The organism is Microbacterium album (genome assembly GCF_014643695.1).
Lineage (GTDB): Bacteria > Actinomycetota > Actinomycetes > Actinomycetales > Microbacteriaceae > Microbacterium > Microbacterium album.
In genome coordinates this window covers 130,569-149,701 of record NZ_BMJY01000004.1, presented here as the reverse complement: position 1 = coordinate 149,701, position 19,133 = coordinate 130,569, and the positions used below count along the sequence as shown (strand labels likewise).

The 19,133-nt window shown below is 68.8% G+C and carries 12 protein-coding genes; 10 read left to right on the top strand and 2 right to left on the bottom strand.

Annotated elements, in window-relative coordinates; all coding sequences use genetic code 11:
* Positions 1-60: 60 nt before the first annotated feature.
* Positions 61-588: a hypothetical protein gene (locus IEX37_RS07190; protein WP_188755570.1), complete on the bottom strand. Its 528-nt coding sequence runs from the start codon at positions 586-588 to the stop codon at positions 61-63.
* A 109-nt stretch (positions 589-697) separates the two neighbouring features.
* The gene (locus IEX37_RS07185) at positions 698-1,558 is read right to left on the bottom strand and encodes a spermidine synthase (protein WP_188755569.1); all 861 of its coding nucleotides are present in this window, start codon (positions 1,556-1,558) and stop codon (positions 698-700) included.
* A 370-nt stretch (positions 1,559-1,928) separates the two neighbouring features.
* Between IEX37_RS07185 and rpoB the strand changes: the two genes are divergently transcribed.
* From rpoB to IEX37_RS07135, 10 genes are all read left to right on the top strand, one after another.
* Positions 1,929-5,420 carry a DNA-directed RNA polymerase subunit beta gene (gene rpoB, locus IEX37_RS07180; RefSeq protein WP_188755568.1) on the top strand — a complete coding sequence of 1,164 codons (3,492 nt, stop codon included), beginning with the start codon at positions 1,929-1,931 and terminating at the stop codon, positions 5,418-5,420.
* Between the two features lie 76 nt (positions 5,421-5,496).
* A complete protein-coding gene (locus tag IEX37_RS07175; RefSeq protein ID WP_188755567.1) occupies positions 5,497-9,372 on the top strand; it encodes a DNA-directed RNA polymerase subunit beta' in 3,876 nt (1,291 codons plus the stop codon).
* 165 nt (positions 9,373-9,537) lie between these two features.
* A complete protein-coding gene (locus IEX37_RS07170; protein WP_229663130.1) occupies positions 9,538-10,623 on the top strand; it encodes a DNA translocase FtsK 4TM domain-containing protein in 1,086 nt (361 codons plus the stop codon).
* Positions 10,624-10,665: 42 nt separating this feature from the next.
* A complete protein-coding gene (locus IEX37_RS07165; RefSeq protein WP_188755643.1) occupies positions 10,666-11,118 on the top strand; it encodes a DUF6121 family protein in 453 nt (150 codons plus the stop codon).
* A gap of 106 nt (positions 11,119-11,224) precedes the next feature.
* A complete protein-coding gene (locus IEX37_RS07160) occupies positions 11,225-11,890 on the top strand; it encodes a spermidine/putrescine ABC transporter substrate-binding protein (RefSeq protein WP_188755566.1) in 666 nt (221 codons plus the stop codon).
* Positions 11,891-12,240: 350 nt separating this feature from the next.
* Entirely contained in the window at positions 12,241-12,609 is a 369-nt protein-coding gene (rpsL, locus tag IEX37_RS07155) for a 30S ribosomal protein S12 (protein ID WP_018171438.1), read from the top strand.
* A gap of 5 nt (positions 12,610-12,614) precedes the next feature.
* The gene (rpsG, locus tag IEX37_RS07150; RefSeq protein WP_188755565.1) at positions 12,615-13,088 is read left to right on the top strand and encodes a 30S ribosomal protein S7; all 474 of its coding nucleotides are present in this window, start codon (positions 12,615-12,617) and stop codon (positions 13,086-13,088) included.
* 108 nt (positions 13,089-13,196) lie between these two features.
* The gene (gene fusA / locus IEX37_RS07145; protein ID WP_188755564.1) at positions 13,197-15,311 is read left to right on the top strand and encodes an elongation factor G; all 2,115 of its coding nucleotides are present in this window, start codon (positions 13,197-13,199) and stop codon (positions 15,309-15,311) included.
* A 137-nt stretch (positions 15,312-15,448) separates the two neighbouring features.
* Positions 15,449-16,642, top strand: coding sequence for an elongation factor Tu (gene tuf / locus IEX37_RS07140; RefSeq protein ID WP_188755563.1), 1,194 nt, complete (start codon positions 15,449-15,451; stop codon positions 16,640-16,642).
* Positions 16,643-16,878: 236 nt separating this feature from the next.
* On the top strand, positions 16,879-19,116 hold the full coding sequence (locus tag IEX37_RS07135) for a glycosyltransferase family 2 protein (protein ID WP_188755562.1): 2,238 nt from the start codon (positions 16,879-16,881) through the stop codon (positions 19,114-19,116).
* The last annotated feature ends 17 nt before the right edge of the window (positions 19,117-19,133 follow it).

Sequence of the window (19,133 nt, the reverse complement as noted above, 5' to 3'; positions counted from 1 at the left end):
AACCGCCCCCGCCGACATGCCGGCGCATCCCGGCCCCGCGCGCGCCGGGAGCCCGCCGGCTCAGCCCGCGACGGGCGCCTCGTGGCGGCGCCGGTCGACCGCTTCGATGCACCGCATCGTCGGCTCGAGCTCGGTGTCGGAGGCCCCGGCCTCCTGCCGCAGGAACAGCGTCTGCTTGAAGTCGGCGCGAGCGCCCGCGATGTCGCCCGCGTCGTACCGCACCTTGCCGCGGTGCTGCAGCGCGAAGGCCGCGATCCCGGCCCAGCCCTGCCCCTCGGCTTCGGCGGCGCACGTCGTCAGCTCGTGCTCGGCGGCGCCGTACGCGCCGCGCCACTGCTGCACGGTCGCGTGCAGGATCCGCGCCCGCAGCAGGTCCTTGCGGGTGCCGGCCATGCGGGCCAGGCGCACCGCCTGCTCCGACAGCGAGAGCGCCTCGTCGAGCTCGCCGAGCACCTTGAGCAGCCACACGCGCTCGAGCAGGGCGGGAAGGCTGCGCTGCTGTCCGATCTCCTGCAGGCGCGCCCGGCACTCGGCGGGGTCGACGATCTCGCGGAGCGTCTCGGGGTCGTACCCGTGGATGTAGCTCACTCGCAGACTCCTTCCCGCTGGCGGTTCGCCCGTCCAGTGTGACGCGCGCGGCTGGGCGACGGCGAAGGGCACGCCCAGATCCGGCGAATCCCGTCGCGCTCGGCGCGGGTCAGCGCTCGAACAGGATCTCGGACGGCTTCGGCGAGTCGGTCGCGTCCCCGTCGACCGCCGGCCGGGCGTCCTTCACGAACGCCTCGATCTCGGCGCCCTGCGCGACCTTCGCCGGGTGCGGTCCCGCCGCCATCAGGCGCGGCAGCCACTCCGTCGGCAGCGGCGAGCGCGACGCCGCCACCACGAGGTTGCCGAAGCGCCGCCCCTTCAGCACCTGCACCTCGGCGAGCACGATCACCTCGGGCAGCACCGCGCGGATCGTCGCGACCTGCCGGCGCGCGAAGGCGAGGCCCGCGCCGTCCGCGACGTTGACGAGCAGGAGGCCGTCCGGAGCGAGCAGCGCCGCCGCCGCGTCGTAGAACTCGACCGTCGTGAGGTGGGCCGGCGTCTGCGCGCCCGAGTAGACGTCCGACACCAGGAGGTCCACGGCACCGGTCAGCGCGGCGGGCAGGCGCGACAGGCCCTCGCGCGCATCGCCGATCCGGACGCGGATGGAGGCGCCGCGGGGCAGCGGCAGCTCGCGTCGCACGAGGTCGACGAGCGCCTGCTCCAGCTCGATGACCTGCTGCCGCGATCCGGGCCGGGTCGCCTCGATGTAGCGCGGGATCGTCAGGCCGCCCGCGCCGAGATGCACGGCCGTGAGCGGCCCGTCGCGGAGCTGGTCGATCACGGCGCTCATGCGGGCGACGTACTCGAAGTGCAGGTGCGTCGGATCGGCCGGGTCGACGTGCGACTGCGGCGTGCCGTCGACCTCCAGCTCGTACCCGCTCGCATACGCGCTCGGGTAGATCCGCGCGACGCGGCCGTCCGACAGGCGCGCGGACGGCACCTCCGCGTCCTCGCGCCGCTGCCGCCCCATCTGCCCAAGGGTACGACCCCGCCGCCGCGTCCGCCCGATCCGCGACAATCCGTCTTCGCGCCGACAATGCCTGTGCCGCACGCATTCTCGGTGCGGCGACGGATTCTCGGCGCGGGGAGGACGGCCGAAGCTGGGCATATACCGGACGTCGCGGGCTTCGTCAAGGAACCGCTGGACAAGGCGCGTCGGGATGCCTATAGTGGGTATTTGCGCTCCTTGGACTCCCCCATGCCTTCATATGGTGGTCGGCTGGTGCCCACGATCCCCGCAGATAGCGGCGTGAGGTCGAAGGGTTTCGGGATATCGGAAGCGCACCTCACCTGTCGACAAGGAATCTAGCGGCCCCGTCGGGCCCATGGAGGTTTTTCCCTTGGCTGCTGCGCGAAACGCATCTACCACCACCCCGAAGAACGGTCGCGGAGCATCCCGCCTCTCGTTCGCCAAGATCTCCGACACGCTCACGGTCCCCGACCTGCTGGCGCTGCAGACCGAGTCCTTCGACTGGCTCGTCGGCAACGACGCCTGGAAGGCCCGCGTCGCCGAGGCGAAGGCAGCCGGCCGCACGGATGTGCCCGAGCGCAGCGGTCTCGAGGAGATCTTCGAGGAGATCTCGCCGATCGAGGATCTGAGCGAGACGATGCAGCTCTCGTTCACGAACCCCTACCTCGAGCCGGAGAAGTACTCGATCGAGGAGTGCAAGGACCGCGGCAAGACGTACGCGGCCCCGCTGTACGTCGAGGCCGAGTTCATGAACCACCAGACGGGCGAGATCAAGACCCAGACGGTGTTCATGGGCGACTTCCCGCTCCAGACCGACAAGGGCACGTTCATCATCAACGGCACCGAGCGTGTCGTGGTGTCGCAGCTCGTCCGCTCGCCCGGCGTCTACTTCGACAAGACGCCCGACAAGACGAGCGACAAGGACATCGTCTCGGCGCGCGTCATCCCCAGCCGCGGTGCCTGGCTCGAGTTCGAGATCGACAAGCGCGACCAGGTCGGCGTGCGCATCGACCGCAAGCGCAAGCAGTCGGTCACGGTCTTCCTCAAGGCCCTCGGCCTGACGAGCGAGGAGATCCTCGCCGAGTTCGCGGGCATCGAGTCGATCGAGGAGACCCTCGCGAAGGACACGATCCTCACCAAGGAGGACGCGCTCCGCGACATCTACCGCAAGCTCCGTCCGGGCGAGCAGGTCGCCGCCGAGGCCGCCCGCGCGCTGCTGGACAACTTCTACTTCAACCCGAAGCGCTACGACCTGGCCAAGGTGGGTCGCTACAAGATCAACCAGAAGCTCGGCATCGACCGCCCGCTGACGGACTCGGTCCTGACCGTCGAGGACATCGTCGCGACGATCAAGTACCTCGTCCGCCTGCACCGCGGCGACAAGACGTTCGAGGGCGTCCGCAAGGGCGAGACGGTCGAGCTGCGCCTGGACGTCGACGACATCGACAACTTCGGCAACCGCCGCATCCGCGCGGTCGGCGAGCTCATCCAGAACCAGGTCCGCACCGGTCTGTCGCGCATGGAGCGCGTCGTCCGCGAGCGCATGACCACGCAGGACATCGAGGCGATCACGCCGCAGACCCTGATCAACGTGCGCCCCGTCGTGGCCGCGATCAAGGAGTTCTTCGGCACGTCGCAGCTGTCGCAGTTCATGGACCAGAACAACCCGCTCGCGGGCCTGACCCACAAGCGTCGCCTCTCGGCGCTGGGCCCCGGCGGTCTGTCGCGTGAGCGCGCGGGCGTCGAGGTCCGCGACGTCCACCCGTCGCACTACGGCCGGATGTGCCCGATCGAGACGCCGGAAGGCCCGAACATCGGTCTGATCGGCTCGCTCGCGTCGTTCGCGCGGATCAACTCCTTCGGCTTCATCGAGACGCCGTACCGCCGCGTCGTCGACGGCAAGGTCACCGACGAGATCGACTACCTCACCGCCGCGGAGGAGGAGTCGTACATCATCGCGCAGGCCAACGCCCCGCTGAACGCCGACGGCTCGTTCCGCGAGGACCGCGTGCTCGCGCGCTCGGTCGGCGGCGAGGTCGACCTCGTCCCCGCCGACGAGATCGGCTACATGGACGTCTCGCCGCGCCAGATGGTGTCGGTCGGCACGTCGCTCATCCCGTTCCTCGAGCACGACGACGCCAACCGCGCGCTCATGGGCGCCAACATGCAGCGCCAGGCCGTGCCGCTGCTGCGCTCGGACTCGCCGCTGGTCGGCACCGGCATGGAGAACTACGCCGCGATCGACGCGGGTGACGTGATCATCGCCGACAAGCCCGGCGTCGTCACCGAGGTCTCGGCCGACTACGTCACGGTGCAGCTGGACGAGGGCGGCACGCGCGAGTACTTCCTGCGCAAGTTCGACCGCTCGAACCAGGGCAACAACTACAACCAGCGCGTCATCGTGTCGGCGGGCGACCGCGTCGAGGCGGGCGAGGTCATCGCGGATGGCCCGGCCACCGAGAACGGCGAGCTCGCGCTCGGCAAGAACCTGCTGGTCGCGTTCATGACCTGGGAGGGTCACAACTTCGAGGACGCGATCATCCTCAGCCAGAACCTGGTCAAGGACGACACCCTCACCTCGATCCACATCGAGGAGTACGAGGTCGACGCCCGCGACACCAAGCTCGGCAAGGAGGAGATCACGCGTGACCTCCCCAACGTCAGCCCGGAGCTGCTGAAGGACCTGGACGAGCGCGGCATCATCCGCATCGGCGCCGAGGTCCGCCCCGGCGACATCCTGGTCGGCAAGGTCACGCCCAAGGGCGAGACCGAGCTGAGCGCGGAGGAGCGCCTGCTCCGCGCGATCTTCAACGAGAAGAGCCGCGAGGTGCGCGACACGTCGCTCAAGGTGCCCCACGGTGAGCAGGGCACCGTCATCGCGGTGAAGGAGTTCAACGCGGAGGACGGCGACGACGAGCTCGGCTCGGGCGTCAACCGCCGCGTCGTGGTGTACATCGCCCAGAAGCGCAAGATCACCGAGGGCGACAAGCTCGCCGGTCGTCACGGCAACAAGGGCGTCATCGCGAAGATCCTCCCCGTGGAGGACATGCCCTTCCTCGCCGACGGCACGCCGGTCGACATCATCCTGAACCCGCTGGGCGTGCCCGGCCGGATGAACTTCGGCCAGGTGCTCGAGCTGCACCTCGGCTGGATCGCCAAGCAGGGCTGGAAGATCGAGGGCGACCCCGAGTGGGCCGTCCGCCTGCCGGAGGAGGCCCGCGAGGCCGCGCCCGGCACGAAGGTCGCCACGCCGGTGTTCGACGGCGCCGCGGAGGCGGAGCTCGCGGGTCTGCTCGACTCGACGCTCCCGAACCGCGACGGCGAGCGCCTGATCGACAGCACGGGCAAGACCCGTCTGTTCGACGGCCGCTCGGGCGAGCCGTTCCCGGCCCCGATCTCGGTCGGCTACATGTACATCCTGAAGCTGCACCACCTGGTCGACGACAAGATCCACGCGCGTTCGACCGGCCCGTACTCGATGATCACCCAGCAGCCGCTCGGTGGTAAGGCGCAGTTCGGTGGCCAGCGCTTCGGTGAGATGGAGGTGTGGGCGCTCGAGGCCTACGGCGCCGCGTACGCGCTGCAGGAGCTCCTCACGGTCAAGTCCGACGACATCCTCGGCCGCGTCAAGGTGTACGAGGCCATCGTCAAGGGCGAGAACATCCCCGAGCCCGGCATCCCCGAGTCGTTCAAGGTGCTCATGAAGGAGATGCAGTCGCTCTGCCTGAACGTCGAGGTCCTCTCGGCGGACGGCACGGCTGTGAACCTCCGCGACACCGACGACGAGGCCTTCCGCGCGGCGGAGGAGCTCGGCATCAACATCTCCTCGCGCTTCGAGTCCGCCTCGATCGACGAGATCTGATAGCCCGGCCGATTGATTTCGGCACGCCGGCTTGGCCGGCTGCTCAATCACCAGATTTTTAACGCAGGAGAGTCAATTGCTCGACGCAACAACTTTCGATGAGCTTCGCATCGGCCTGGCGACCGCCGACGACATCCGTCGTTGGTCCTTCGGCGAGGTCAAGAAGCCCGAGACCATCAACTACCGCACCCTGAAGCCGGAGAAGGACGGTCTGTTCGGTGAGCAGATCTTCGGACCCTCCCGTGACTGGGAGTGCGCGTGCGGCAAGTACAAGCGCGTCCGCTTCAAGGGCATCGTCTGCGAGCGCTGCGGTGTCGAGGTCACGAAGAGCTCGGTCCGTCGCGAGCGCATGGGCCACATCGAGCTCGCCGCGCCCGTGACGCACATCTGGTACTTCAAGGGCGTGCCCTCGCGCCTCGGGTACCTGCTGGACATGGCGCCCAAGGACCTCGAGAAGGTCATCTACTTCGCCGCCTACATGGTGATCTCGGTGGACGAGGACGCGCGTCACCGCGACCTGCCCACGCACGAGAACAACCTGCGTCTCGAGATCAAGAACATCGGCGACCGCCGCGATGCGCGCATCGCGGCCCGCCTCCAGAAGCTGGAGGAGGAGCTCGCCGCTCTCGAGGCCGAGGACGCCAAGGCCGACCAGAAGAAGAAGGTCAAGGACGCCGCCGAGAAGGAGATGGCGACGATCCGCAAGCGCGCGGACGAGCAGGTCGCCAAGCTCGAGCGCATGTGGGAGGAGTTCCGCAACCTCGAGGTCGGCCAGCTCAAGGCGGAGGACGACGTCTTCCAGGAGCTGCAGGACCGCTTCGGTCAGTACTTCGAGGCGCACATGGGCGCCGAGGCGATCCAGCGTCGCCTGGCCGAGTTCGACCTGGCCGCCGAGGCCGACTCGCTGCGGACGCAGATCGCCGAGGGCAAGGGCCAGCGCAAGATCCGTGCGATCAAGCGCCTGAAGGTCGTCAACTCGTTCCTGCAGACCGGCATGTCGCCGGCGGCGATGGTGCTCGACGTGGTCCCGGTGATCCCGCCGGAGCTGCGTCCGATGGTCCAGCTCGACGGTGGCCGCTTCGCCACCAGCGACCTGAACGACCTGTACCGTCGCGTGATCAACCGCAACAACCGTCTGCGTCGTCTGATCGACCTCGGTGCGCCCGAGATCATCGTCAACAACGAGAAGCGGATGCTGCAGGAGGCCGTCGACGCGCTGTTCGACAACGGTCGCCGCGGTCGCCCCGTGACGGGCACCGGCAACCGCGCCCTGAAGTCCCTGAGCGACATGCTCAAGGGAAAGCAGGGTCGCTTCCGCCAGAACCTGCTCGGCAAGCGCGTCGACTACTCGGGCCGTTCGGTCATCGTCGTCGGCCCGCAGCTCAAGCTGCACCAGTGCGGTCTGCCCAAGCAGATGGCCCTGGAGCTGTTCAAGCCGTTCGTCATCAAGCGCCTGATCGACCTCGGTCACTCGCAGAACATCAAGGCCGCCAAGCGCGCGGTCGAGCGCACGCGTCCCGAGGTGTGGGACGTGCTCGAGGAGATCATCCGCGAGCGCCCCGTGCTGCTCAACCGTGCGCCCACGCTGCACCGCCTGGGCATCCAGGCCTTCGAGCCGCAGCTCGTGGAGGGCAAGGCCATCCAGCTGCACCCGCTCGTCTGCGCGGCGTTCAACGCCGACTTCGACGGTGACCAGATGGCCGTGCACCTGCCGCTGTCGGTGGAGGCGCAGGCCGAGGCGCGCATCCTGATGCTCGCGTCGAACAACATCCTCAAGCCGTCGGACGGCCGTCCGGTGACGCTGCCCTCGCAGGACATGATCATCGGTCTGCACCACCTGACGACGCTGAAGGACGGCGCGAAGGGCGAGGGTCGCGTGTTCGGCTCGGTCGCCGAGGCGACCCTGGCGAAGGACGAGGGCACCCTCGACCTGCAGGCCAAGATCCGCATCCGCATCCCGGGTCTGTCGTTCCTCGAGGGCCAGGCACCCGAGGGCTACGAGAGCCACGGCCTCGTGGACACCTCGCTCGGCCAGGCGATCTTCAACGACCAGCTGCCGAAGGGCTACCCCTTCGTGCGCGAGCAGGCCGACAAGGGCAAGCTCTCGCAGATCGTCAACAAGCTGGCCGAGGAGTACCCGAAGACCGAGGTCGCGGCGACGCTCGACCGCATCAAGGACGCCGGCTTCTACTGGGCCACGCGCTCGGGTGTGACGGTGTCGCTGAGCGACGTGCTCACGCCCCCGAACAAGGGCGAGATCATCGCCAAGTACGAGCAGCAGGCCGCCAAGGTCACGGCGCAGTACGAGAAGGGCCTCACGACCGACGCCGAGCGTCGTCAGGAGCTCATCAAGATCTGGACCGAGGCCACGGACGAGGTCCAGAAGGAGATGCGCGCCAACTTCCCGGAGGACAACACCATCAACCGCATGGTGTCGTCGGGTGCGCGTGGTAACTGGCTGCAGATCCGCAACATCGCGGGTATGCGAGGCCTGGTGAACAACCCGAAGGGCGAGATCATCCCGCGCCCGATCATCTCCTCGTACCGCGAGGGTCTGTCGGTGGCGGAGTACTTCATCGCGACGCACGGTGCCCGTAAGGGTCTGGCCGACACGGCCCTCCGTACGGCCGACTCGGGTTACCTCACGCGTCGTCTCGTGGACGTCTCGCAGGATGTCATCATCCGCGAGGACGACTGCGGCACCTCGAAGGGTCTGGAGTACCCGATCGCCGCGTTCGACGCGTCGGGCACGCTGGTCAAGGACGCGAACGTCGAGAACTCGGTGTTCGCCCGCACCCTCGCGGTCGACGTGGTCGCCGAGGACGGCACGGTGCTCGCCGAGGCGGGCTCCGACGTGGGCGATGTGCTGATCAACGCGCTGGTCGAGGCCGGCGTCGAGTCCATCAAGGTGCGCTCGGTGCTCACCTGCGACTCGGCCGTCGGCGTCTGCGCGCAGTGCTACGGCCGTTCGCTCGCGACCGGCAAGCTCGTCGACATCGGCGAGGCCGTCGGCATCATCGCGGCCCAGTCGATCGGTGAGCCCGGCACGCAGCTGACGATGCGTACGTTCCACACGGGTGGTTCGGCGTCGGCCGAGGACATCACGCAGGGTCTTCCCCGCGTGCAGGAGCTCTTCGAGGCTCGTACTCCCAAGGGTGCCTCGCCGATCGCGGAGGCCTCCGGCCGCATCACGATCGACGAGACCGAGAAGTCGCGCAAGGTCATCATCACGCCCGACAACGGCGACGAGCCGTTCGTCTACCCCGTGCTGAAGCGTGCGACGCTCCTCGTCGAGGACGGCCAGCACGTCGAGGTCGGTCAGGCCCTCCAGGTCGGCACGCTCGACCCGAAGGAGATCATGCGCGTCCAGGGCGCCCGCGAGGTGCAGAAGTACCTCGTCAACGGCGTGCAGGGCGTGTACCGGTCGCAGGGTGTGCCGATCCACGACAAGCACATCGAGGTCATCGTCCGCCAGATGCTGCGCAAGGTCACCGTGGTCGACCACGGCGAGACCGACATGCTGCCCGGCGAGATGGTCGACCTGCGTCGTTACCAGGACGTCAACCGTGCGGCCGTGGCCGAGGGCAAGCGCCCCGCGTCGGGCCGTCCGGAGCTGATGGGTATCACGAAGGCGTCGCTCGCGACGGAGTCGTGGCTGTCGGCCGCCTCGTTCCAGGAGACGACGCGCGTCCTCACCGAGGCGGCGATGCAGGGCAAGCGCGACCCGCTCGTCGGTCTCAAGGAGAACGTCATCATCGGAAAGCTGATCCCCGCCGGCACGGGCCTTGCGAAGTACCGCAACGTCACGGTCGAGGCGACGGAGGAGGCGAAGAGCGAGCGGTACCCCAACCGCATCTTCGCGTCCGACGGCGGCTTCCCCGACGGCGACTACAGCTACGTCGACTTCGACGCGTTCTCGACGGACGACTTCACGCCCGGCACCTATAACTGAGCGTGACCCCGTGAGGAAGGGCCCCGGCTTCGGTCGGGGCCCTTCCCCGTCTTCCGGCGCAGGAGGCGGGTGCGGGCTTGCGCGGCGAGGCTCCCGCGTGCCGGGGAGCGCCGGGGGTACTCTCGGCGGGCAGGGGAGAGTCCCCGACCGTGAGGAGTGCTTCGGATGAGTGACGCCCAGGGTTCGTACCGCGACCCGAGCACCGGCGAGCCCATCGAGGAGAACGCCGACCTCGAGCCCGCCGGGAGCACGGACGAGCAGCCGGCGACGCCGGATGCCCCTGCCGGGGATGCCTCCGCCGGCGCCCGGGCCGCCGATGACGCCGCGGCCGCCGACAGCGCGCCCGACGCGACGCCCACCGTCGTCGCGCGAGCCTCCGACGACGAGCCCGTGACGCGGCCCGAGCCCGGCGATCCGCAGCCCACGGAGTCCGCGGACGAGGAGCCGGACTACGCGGCCCTCGCGGCCGAGCTCGACGAGCTCGAGCGTCGGATGGCACCGCCGCGCGAGGAGAGCGCGGGCGACGAGCGCGCGGGCGACGAGCGCCCCGCCCCCTGGTTCGAGCCCGCCGACCGCACCCAGACCCTGACGGCCGCCGACGAGGCGCCGACGCAGGTCGCGCCCGCGGTCACCCCGAGCGAGCCCGTCACCCCCGAGCCGTCCGCTCCTGCGGCGCCGCCGCCCGCGCAGCTGCCGGTCTTCGTGCAGGCGCCCGAGCCGCCGCGCAAGCGCGGCAATCGAGGCGCGGCCGCCGCGATCGGCCTGCTGGCGGCGCTCGCGTTCGCAATCCTGTACTTCGCCGCCACGCTCGCCCACCGCGCCCTGCTGGGCGACGTCGATCTCGCCAACATCGCGGACGTCTCGCTGCAGCTGCTCGCGTCCTTCGCGCTGTGGGTGCCCGTCGTCGCCTTCTTCCTCGGCTTCTGGCTGCTCGGCGTGATCGTGAACCGCGCGCGCTGGGCGGCGTGGGTGCTGCTCGGGGTCTTCGTCGGGCTCGCCGCCTACGCGGGGCACATCGGCGGGCAGCTCTTCGAGGCGCCGTTCTGGCTGCAGACGCCCAGCGAGGCCCGCGCGCTGATCGAGGATCAGCTGCTGTCGCCGCTGGCGATCGCCGCGTTCGTCCTGGGACGAGAGATCACGATCTGGTTCGGCGCCTGGGTCGCCCGCCGCGGCGCGCGCGTCACGGCGCAGAACGAGGAGGCGCAGGCCGAGTACGAGCGCACGATCGAGGCCGGTCCCAGGCTGGGCTAGGACAGGGCCACGAACACGTCACGACCGGGAGCGCCGGGGGGACTGTCCCCCCTGGCGCTCCTCGCGTTCGCGACGGTCGGGTACGTCGCCCTGGTGATCTTCGCCACGGGGATGCTCAGCCTGGTCACCGATCGGGACGTGATCGACACGCCGGGGCTCGGGCCGGTGCCGGGGCCGCTGGCCGTGGGAGTCTCGGCGGGCGCCTTCGCGCTGTCGCTGCGGCCCGCGCTGCGTGTGGACCGCCCCGCGTACTCGACGGCGGTCGGTGTCGCGCTGGCGGCGGCGCTCGCACACCTGGCCGGACTGTGGCTGCTGGCCGTGGTGTTCGGCGCCGACCTGGGCCGTGCGGTGGCCGCGGCGGCCGGCGCGGCCACCAGCTGGACCTCCGCGGCGTTCGCCGGATGCGCCGCCGTCGCCGCGTGGGCGGCGATCGCCGTGCGGCGCACCGCGGCCCGGCCCCCGCGGTGGCCGTGGGAGGACGACCCCGAGGAGTGACGCCGCCGACGGTCGTGACGTCGGAGGGAGCGCACATGGAACAATGAGGCCGATCCGCAATGCACGGTTCAGCCGATATTGCGCGGTCTCGGCCTAACCTGGAACGGTGGCGCGGTCCCTCGAGACGCAGGTCAGCCAGGCGGTGGATGCCTGGCTGCGCTGGGTGCCGCGCTGGGAGCCTTCGACGCACCGCGGGCGCGTGGCGCCGTGCCGCCGCTGTCTGGGGTCGCCGATCCTGTCGGCGGCGGGCCTCGGGTCCGACGTGCCGCACGGCGTCCAGCACGGGCTGTCGACCCGGATGAAGACGATCATCGACAACGCCGTCGCGGTCTACACCGCCAAGAACCTGCCGCTGCTGCAGGCCGAGCTCGACCAGCAGGCGGCGCGCAACCGGGCGCGCAGCTACCGTCCCACCGAGGGGCTGGACCCGGAGTTCGAGGGGCTGCCGCTGGACCCGGATCCGGTGCCGGGCGCGCCGTTCCTCTTCACCCTCACGGGTCTGGCGCGGGCGGAGGAGTCACAGGTGCCGAGCCTGCCGCCGCTGTCCGACGAGGCGAAGGCGGCGCTCCGGCGGGAGGTCGCGTTGGCGGACGAGTACGCCAACCTCATCGGCCGCGAGGTGTGCGGCCTGCTGCTGCAGCACCGGCTGCGGATCCAGGCGGCGGTCGCCGAGTTCGTCGAGCCGCAGATCGAGGCGATGCTCGCCGAGCTGGCCGACGCGCTCGACGCGCCGTTCGATCCGCGCGATCCGCCCGGCGGGCTTCCGTTCTGAAGCGGCGCCTTGCATCCCGGGCGCCCGGAAGCCCGGCAGACACGCCGTGAGCGGGCGGATGCGCGTTTGACCGGTGCCCTCGCCGGCGCGTATCATGATTCGGTGTGCGTTCACGCGCGCCCTGCGACGTGCCTTGGCTTCGGCCGGGGGTCAGAAGGGGGCCGTGCGGGATCGCCTCTCTGGGACACGACCTGAGAACAGGTCACCCCCACGGCATACCCACCGCAATCGTGAGACACATTCTGTCGCTCGGGTGGGTCTACGTGAAACCCGCGACGCAACTCTGGGAAACAGGGGCGCGGCGCGGGGAACGACATCGCTGTCACCGTGCAGCACTACTAGGAGAGAACGTGCCAACCATTCAGCAGTTGGTTCGCAAGGGTCGCTCGCCCAAGGTCTCGAAGACCAAGGCGCCCGCGCTCAAGGCGAACCCGCAGCAGGCGGGGGTCTGCACCCGCGTCTACACGACCACGCCCAAGAAGCCGAACTCGGCTATGCGCAAGGTCGCCCGTGTCAAGCTTCGCAACGGCACCGAGGTCACCGCCTACATCCCCGGCGAGGGCCACAACCTGCAGGAGCACTCGCTCGTGCTCGTCCGCGGCGGTCGTGTGAAGGACCTCCCCGGTGTCCGCTACAAGATCGTCCGCGGTGCGCTCGACACCCAGGCCGTCAAGAACCGTAAGCAGGCGCGCAGCCGCTACGGCGCGAAGAAGGGCTGAGTCAGATGCCTCGTAAGGGACCCGCTCCGAAGCGTCCGGTCGTCAACGACCCGGTCTACGGCGCTCCGATCGTCACGCAGCTCGTGAACAAGATCCTCGTGGACGGCAAGAAGTCGATCGCCGAGAGCATCGTCTACGGCGCCCTCGAGGGCGTCGCGGCGAAGAAGACGGATCAGGATGCCGTCGCCACGCTCAAGAAGGCGCTCGACAACGTCCGCCCCACCCTCGAGGTCCGCAGCCGCCGCGTCGGTGGCTCGACCTACCAGGTGCCGGTCGAGGTCAAGCCGCACCGCGCGAACACGCTCGCGCTGCGCTGGCTCGTCAGCTACGCCAAGGGCCGTCGCGAGAAGACGATGACCGAGCGTCTGATGAACGAGATCCTCGACGCCTCGAACGGCCTCGGCGCCGCTGTGAAGCGTCGCGAGGACACGCACAAGATGGCCGAGTCCAACAAGGCCTTCGCGCACTACCGCTGGTAATCAGCACCCCGCGCCCCCTGGGCGCGGACAGCCGGCCCCGGATGCGGGGACACCTGGTCCGGGGCCGGCGCCCACGCTCCACTCCACACCACACGTAAGGAACCGCAAGTGGCACAAGAGGTGCTCACCGACCTCAAGAAGGTCCGCAACATCGGCATCATGGCGCACATCGATGCCGGTAAGACCACGACGACCGAGCGCATCCTGTTCTACACGGGCGTCAACCACAAGATCGGTGAGACGCACGACGGCGGCGCGACGACCGACTGGATGGAGCAGGAGCAGGAGCGTGGCATCACGATCACGTCCGCTGCTGTGACGTGCTTCTGGGACGGCACCCAGATCAACATCATCGACACCCCCGGCCACGTGGACTTCACGGTCGAGGTGGAGCGCTCGCTCCGCGTGCTCGACGGTGCGGTCGCGGTGTTCGACGGCAAGGAGGGTGTCGAGCCCCAGTCCGAGACCGTGTGGCGTCAGGCCGACAAGTACAACGTGCCCCGCATCTGCTTCGTCAACAAGATGGACAAGCTGGGCGCCGACTTCTACTTCACGGTCGACACGATCATCAACCGCCTCAAGGCCAAGCCGCTCGTGCTGCAGCTGCCGATCGGCGCGGAGAACGACTTCGTGGGCGTCATCGACCTCGTCGAGATGCGCGCGCTGGTGTGGCCCGGCGACGCCAAGGGCGACGTGACGATGGGCGCGAAGTACGAGATCACCGACATCCCGGCCGACCTCGCCGACAAGGCGCAGGAGTACCGCGAGAAGCTGCTCGAGACGGTCGCCGAGAGCGACGAGTCGCTGCTGGAGAAGTACTTCGGCGGCGAGGAGCTGACGGTCGCCGAGATCAAGGGCGCGATCCGCAAGCTCACGGTCGCCGGCGAGCTCTACCCGATCCTCTGCGGCTCGGCGTTCAAGAACCGCGGCGTGCAGCCGATGCTCGACGCGGTCGTGGACTACCTGCCCTCGCCGGTCGACGTGCCCTCGATCGAGGCGCACGACCCGAAGGACGAGGAGAAGATCATCGAGCGTCACGCCGACGCCTCGGAGCCCTTCGCCGCCCTCGCCTTCAAGGTCGTCTCGCACCCGTTCTTCGGTCGTCTGACCTACATCCGCGTCTACTCGGGCAGCCTCGAGTCGGGCTCGGCGGTCGTCAACTCGACCAAGGGTAAGAAGGAGCGCATCGGGAAGATCTTCCAGATGCACGCCAACAAGGAGAACCCGGTCGACTCGGTCACCGCCGGCCACATCTACGCGGTCATCGGTCTGAAGGACACCACGACGGGTGACACGCTGTCGGACGCCGACCAGCAGGTCGTGCTCGAGTCGATGACCTTCCCCGAGCCCGTGATCGAGGTCGCCATCGAGCCGAAGACGAAGGCCGACCAGGAGAAGCTGGGTCTGGCGATCCAGAAGCTCGCCGAAGAGGACCCGACGTTCCGTGTCGAGAACAATGCCGAGACCGGCCAGACGGTCGTCAAGGGCATGGGCGAGTTGCACCTGGACATCCTCGTGGACCGCATGAAGCGCGAGTTCAAGGTCGAGGCGAACGTCGGCAAGCCGCAGGTGGCGTACCGCGAGACGATCCGCAAGACCGTCGAGCGTCACGACTACACGCACAAGAAGCAGACCGGTGGCTCGGGCCAGTTCGCGAAGATCCAGTTCAAGCTGGAGCCGCTCGAGGTCACGGCCGACAAGACGTACGAGTTCGAGAACGCGGTCACGGGTGGCCGCATCCCGCGCGAGTACATCCCCTCGGTCGACGCCGGTTTCCAGGACGCGATGAACGTCGGCATCCTCGCCGGCTACCCGATGGTGGGCGTCAAGGCGACGCTCGTCGACGGTGCGGCGCACGACGTCGACTCCTCGGAGATGGCGTTCAAGATCGCCGGTTCGATGGGCTTCAAGGAGGCCGCCCGCAAGGCGAGCCCCGTGCTGCTCGAGCCGCTCATGGCCGTCGAGGTCCGTACTCCCGAGGAGTACATGGGCGACGTCATCGGCGACCTGAACTCGCGTCGTGGCCAGATGCAGTCCATGGAGGACGCGCAGGGCGTGAAGGTCATCAAGGCCCTCGTCCCGCTGTCCAGCATGTTCGGCTACATCGGCGACCTGCGGTCGAAGACGTCGGGTCGCGCTGTGTACTCGATGGAGTTCGACAGCTACGCCGAGGTCCCGAAGGCCGTTGCCGACGAGATCATCCAGAAGGGCAAGGGCGAGTAAGACGCCCTGCCCGGATGGGCCCTCGGGCCCGAAAAACTTCACACAGACTCTCTACTAGACTGAGAACCATCCCCGGACAGACCCGGTCGCAATCCAGCGCCCGGCGATGATCCATGAACCGTCCTGAGGAGGACCCAGTGGCTAAGGCCAAGTTCGAGCGCACCAAGCCGCACGTGAACATCGGAACGATCGGTCACGTCGACCACGGCAAGACGACGCTCACCGCGGCGATCTCGAAGGTGCTCGCCGACAAGTACCCGTCGGACGTCAACGTCGTTCGCGACTTCTCGTCGATCGACTCGGCTCCGGAGGAGCGCCAGCGCGGCATCACGATCAACATCTCGCACGTCGAGTACGAGACGCCGAAGCGCCACTACGCTCACGTCGACGCCCCGGGTCACGCCGACTACATCAAGAACATGATCACGGGTGCCGCCCAGATGGACGGCGCGATCCTCGTGGTCGCCGCCACCGACGGTCCCATGGCGCAGACGCGTGAGCACGTCCTGCTCGCCAAGCAGGTCGGCGTGCCGTACCTGCTCGTCGCGCTGAACAAGGCCGACATGGTGGACGACGAGGAGATCCTGGAGCTCGTCGAGCTCGAGGTCCGCGAGCTCCTCTCGTCGCAGGGCTTCCCGGGCGACGACGCTCCGGTCATCCGCGTCTCGGGCCTGAAGGCCCTCGAGGGTGACGAGAAGTGGGCGCAGTCGGTCGTCGAGCTCATGGAGGCCGTCGACGAGTCCATCCCGGACCCGGTGCGTGACCGCGACAAGCCCTTCCTGATGCCGATCGAGGACGTCTTCACGATCACCGGTCGTGGCACGGTCGTCACGGGTCGCGCCGAGCGTGGCACGCTCGCCATCAACTCCGAGGTCGAGATCGTCGGCATCCGCGCGACGCAGAAGACCACGGTCACGGGTATCGAGATGTTCCACAAGCAGCTGGACGAGGCGTGGGCCGGTGAGAACTGTGGTCTCCTGCTCCGTGGTCTGAAGCGTGAGGACGTCGAGCGCGGCCAGGTCGTCGTGAAGCCGGGTTCGGTGACTCCGCACACCAACTTCGAGGGCACCGCGTACATCCTGTCGAAGGACGAGGGTGGCCGTCACAACCCCTTCTACACGAACTACCGCCCGCAGTTCTACTTCCGCACCACGGACGTGACCGGCGTCATCACGCTGCCCGAGGGCACCGAGATGGTCATGCCCGGTGACACCACGGACATGACGGTGGAGCTCATCCAGCCCATCGCCATGGAGGAGGGCCTCGGCTTCGCGATCCGTGAGGGTGGCCGCACCGTCGGCGCCGGAACGGTGACCAAGATCATCAAGTAATCCCCCTGGGATCGCTCGGAAGGGCCGGGACCGCGAGGTCCCGGCCCTTCCGCATGTCCGGATGTGTCAGGCGGACGAAATGGATCACCCGGGATGCCGCTATGCTGAGCGCGCGCGGTCGCTCGACCCGACGAGAAGCGATAGCGCATCCCGCACCTCGATGAGGACCGATGACACAGCAGGCACCCGTTCGCGCGCCCAGAAGACAGTGGGGCGCCGAGCGTACGACCGCGCCCATGGCGATCATGCACGACCGTCCATCGGCGCGGAAGATCGTGCTCGGCCGGGTCGCGATCCTCGTGACGATCTTCGCGTGGCTGATGTACACGATCACGACCGTCGTCCGCGAGTTCATCGAGGGCGACGCGCGAACCCTGCGGTTCGTGCTGGAGTCGACGTCCTACCTCCTGGTGGTCACGTTCCTGTCGTTCTCCGCGCTGATGTACCTGACCGCCCGTCAGGGGGCGCTCTACCGCTTCCGCGACCACCGCAGGGTGCCCCGCGCCCTGATCGACCAGCACTTCTCGGGTGACGACGATCGCGGCGTGACGGTGCTCATCCCGTCGTACCGCGAGGAGCCCGACGTCGTGGCGAAGACCGTGTGGTCGGCCGCGCTGCAGGAGTTCCCCCGAAAGCGGATCGTCCTGCTGATCGACGACCCGCCGGACCCCGAGGACGAGGGCGATCGGGCGCTGCTCGAGTCGGCGCGCGAGCTGCCCCGGCGGGTGATGGCCGAGCTCGAGGAGCCGCGGCGGCGCCTCGCCGAGGGAGCCGAACGCGTGCGCGTCGATCTCGACGGCGCGGACGTCACGCCGCAGGACGTGCTCGAGCGCGTCGCCGACGACTACGGCTTCGCTGCGGACTGGCTCGAGGCGCGTGCCCAGGCGCATCCCCTGGTGGACCACATGGACGCCTTCTTCGTCGACCGGGTGCTCATGGGCCTGGTGGGCGATCTCCGGCTGACCAAGATCGCACTCGACGGCGCGCGCGACCAGGGCGACGCACCGTCTCCCGAGCGTATGGTGCAGCTGCAGGACCGGCTCGTGCGCATCTTCACGGCCGAGGTCGCGTCGTTCGAGCGGAAGCGGTACGCGTCGCTGTCGCACGAGGCGAACAAGGCGATGAACCTCAACTCGTACATCGCGCTGATGGGTCGGCGGTGGAAGGTCGAGTCCCTGAGCGACGGCGACGTGCTCGCGCCCGCGGAGCCCGGCGAGCCGGCGGAGCTGGACATCCCGGACTCGGAGTACCTGCTGACGCTCGACGCCGATTCGATGCTGCTGCGCGACTACTGCGTGCGGCTGGTCTATCTGCTGGAAGAGCCCGGCAACGAGCGCGTCGCGGTCACGCAGACGCCGTACTCCTCCTATCGCGGCGCCCCGAGCCGTATCGAGCGGATGGCCGGCGCCACCACGGACATCCAGCACATCCTCCACCAGGGCATGACCTACTACGACGCCACCTTCTGGGTCGGCGCGAACGCCGTCATCCGCAAGCGCGCGCTGGATGACATCGTCGAGCGCCAGACCGTCGGCGGCTACGAGATCGCCACGTACATCCAGGACCGCACGGTGATCGAGGACACCGAGTCGAGCATCGACCTGGGCACGCACGGATGGAAGCTGGTCAACTATCCGGAGCGCCTCAGCTACAGTGCCACGCCGCCGGACTTCGGATCCCTCGTCGTGCAGCGCCGGCGCTGGGCGAACGGCGGGCTGCTGATCCTGCCGAAGTTCTCGCGCCAGCTGCGCGAGCGCCGGTTCCGGCGCGAGCGCATCCTGCGCCGCGAGATCCTGCTGCGGGTCAACTACATGGCCTCGATCGCGTGGGCGAGCCTGGGCCTGATCTTCCTGCTGGGCTATCCGTACGACAGCCGCCTGCTGAGCCCCTGGGTCCTGGGCGCCGCGGCTCCGTACTTCCTGTGCATGGCGTCGGACCTGCGCACGAACGGGTACCGGGCGTCGGACGTCTTCCGCATCTACGGGTTCAACCTGGTGCTGCTGGCCGTCAACGTCGCGGGCGTGCTGAAGTCGGTGCAGCAGTCCGTGACGAACGCGAAGATCCCCTTCGCCCGCACGCCCAAGGTGCGCGACCGCACCGCCGCTCCCGGCATCTACGTCCTGATCCCGTACGTCATCGTGGCGTTCTCGATCGTCACCCTCATCCGGGACATCAACGCGCAGAACTGGGGCAACGCGGCCTTCGCCGCCGTGAACGCCACGCTGTGCGCGTGGGCGATCGTCGCGTACATCGGCATCCGCAACTCGCTCGTCGACATGGGCCTGGGCGTCCTCAACTGGCTCTACGTGCCACGCAAGCCGAAGCGCGACCGGCGCGCGAAGGCTGCGGAGACGCGCGAAGCCGCGGGGCCGCAGGACGTGGACTGGGCCGGGATCCTCTACCACGGCGACCGCCGCCTCGGGAGGGACGTCGCCCGCAAGAACGACGTGCGCCGCCGGGTGAGCCCGCGATGAGCGAGGTGACCCCAGAG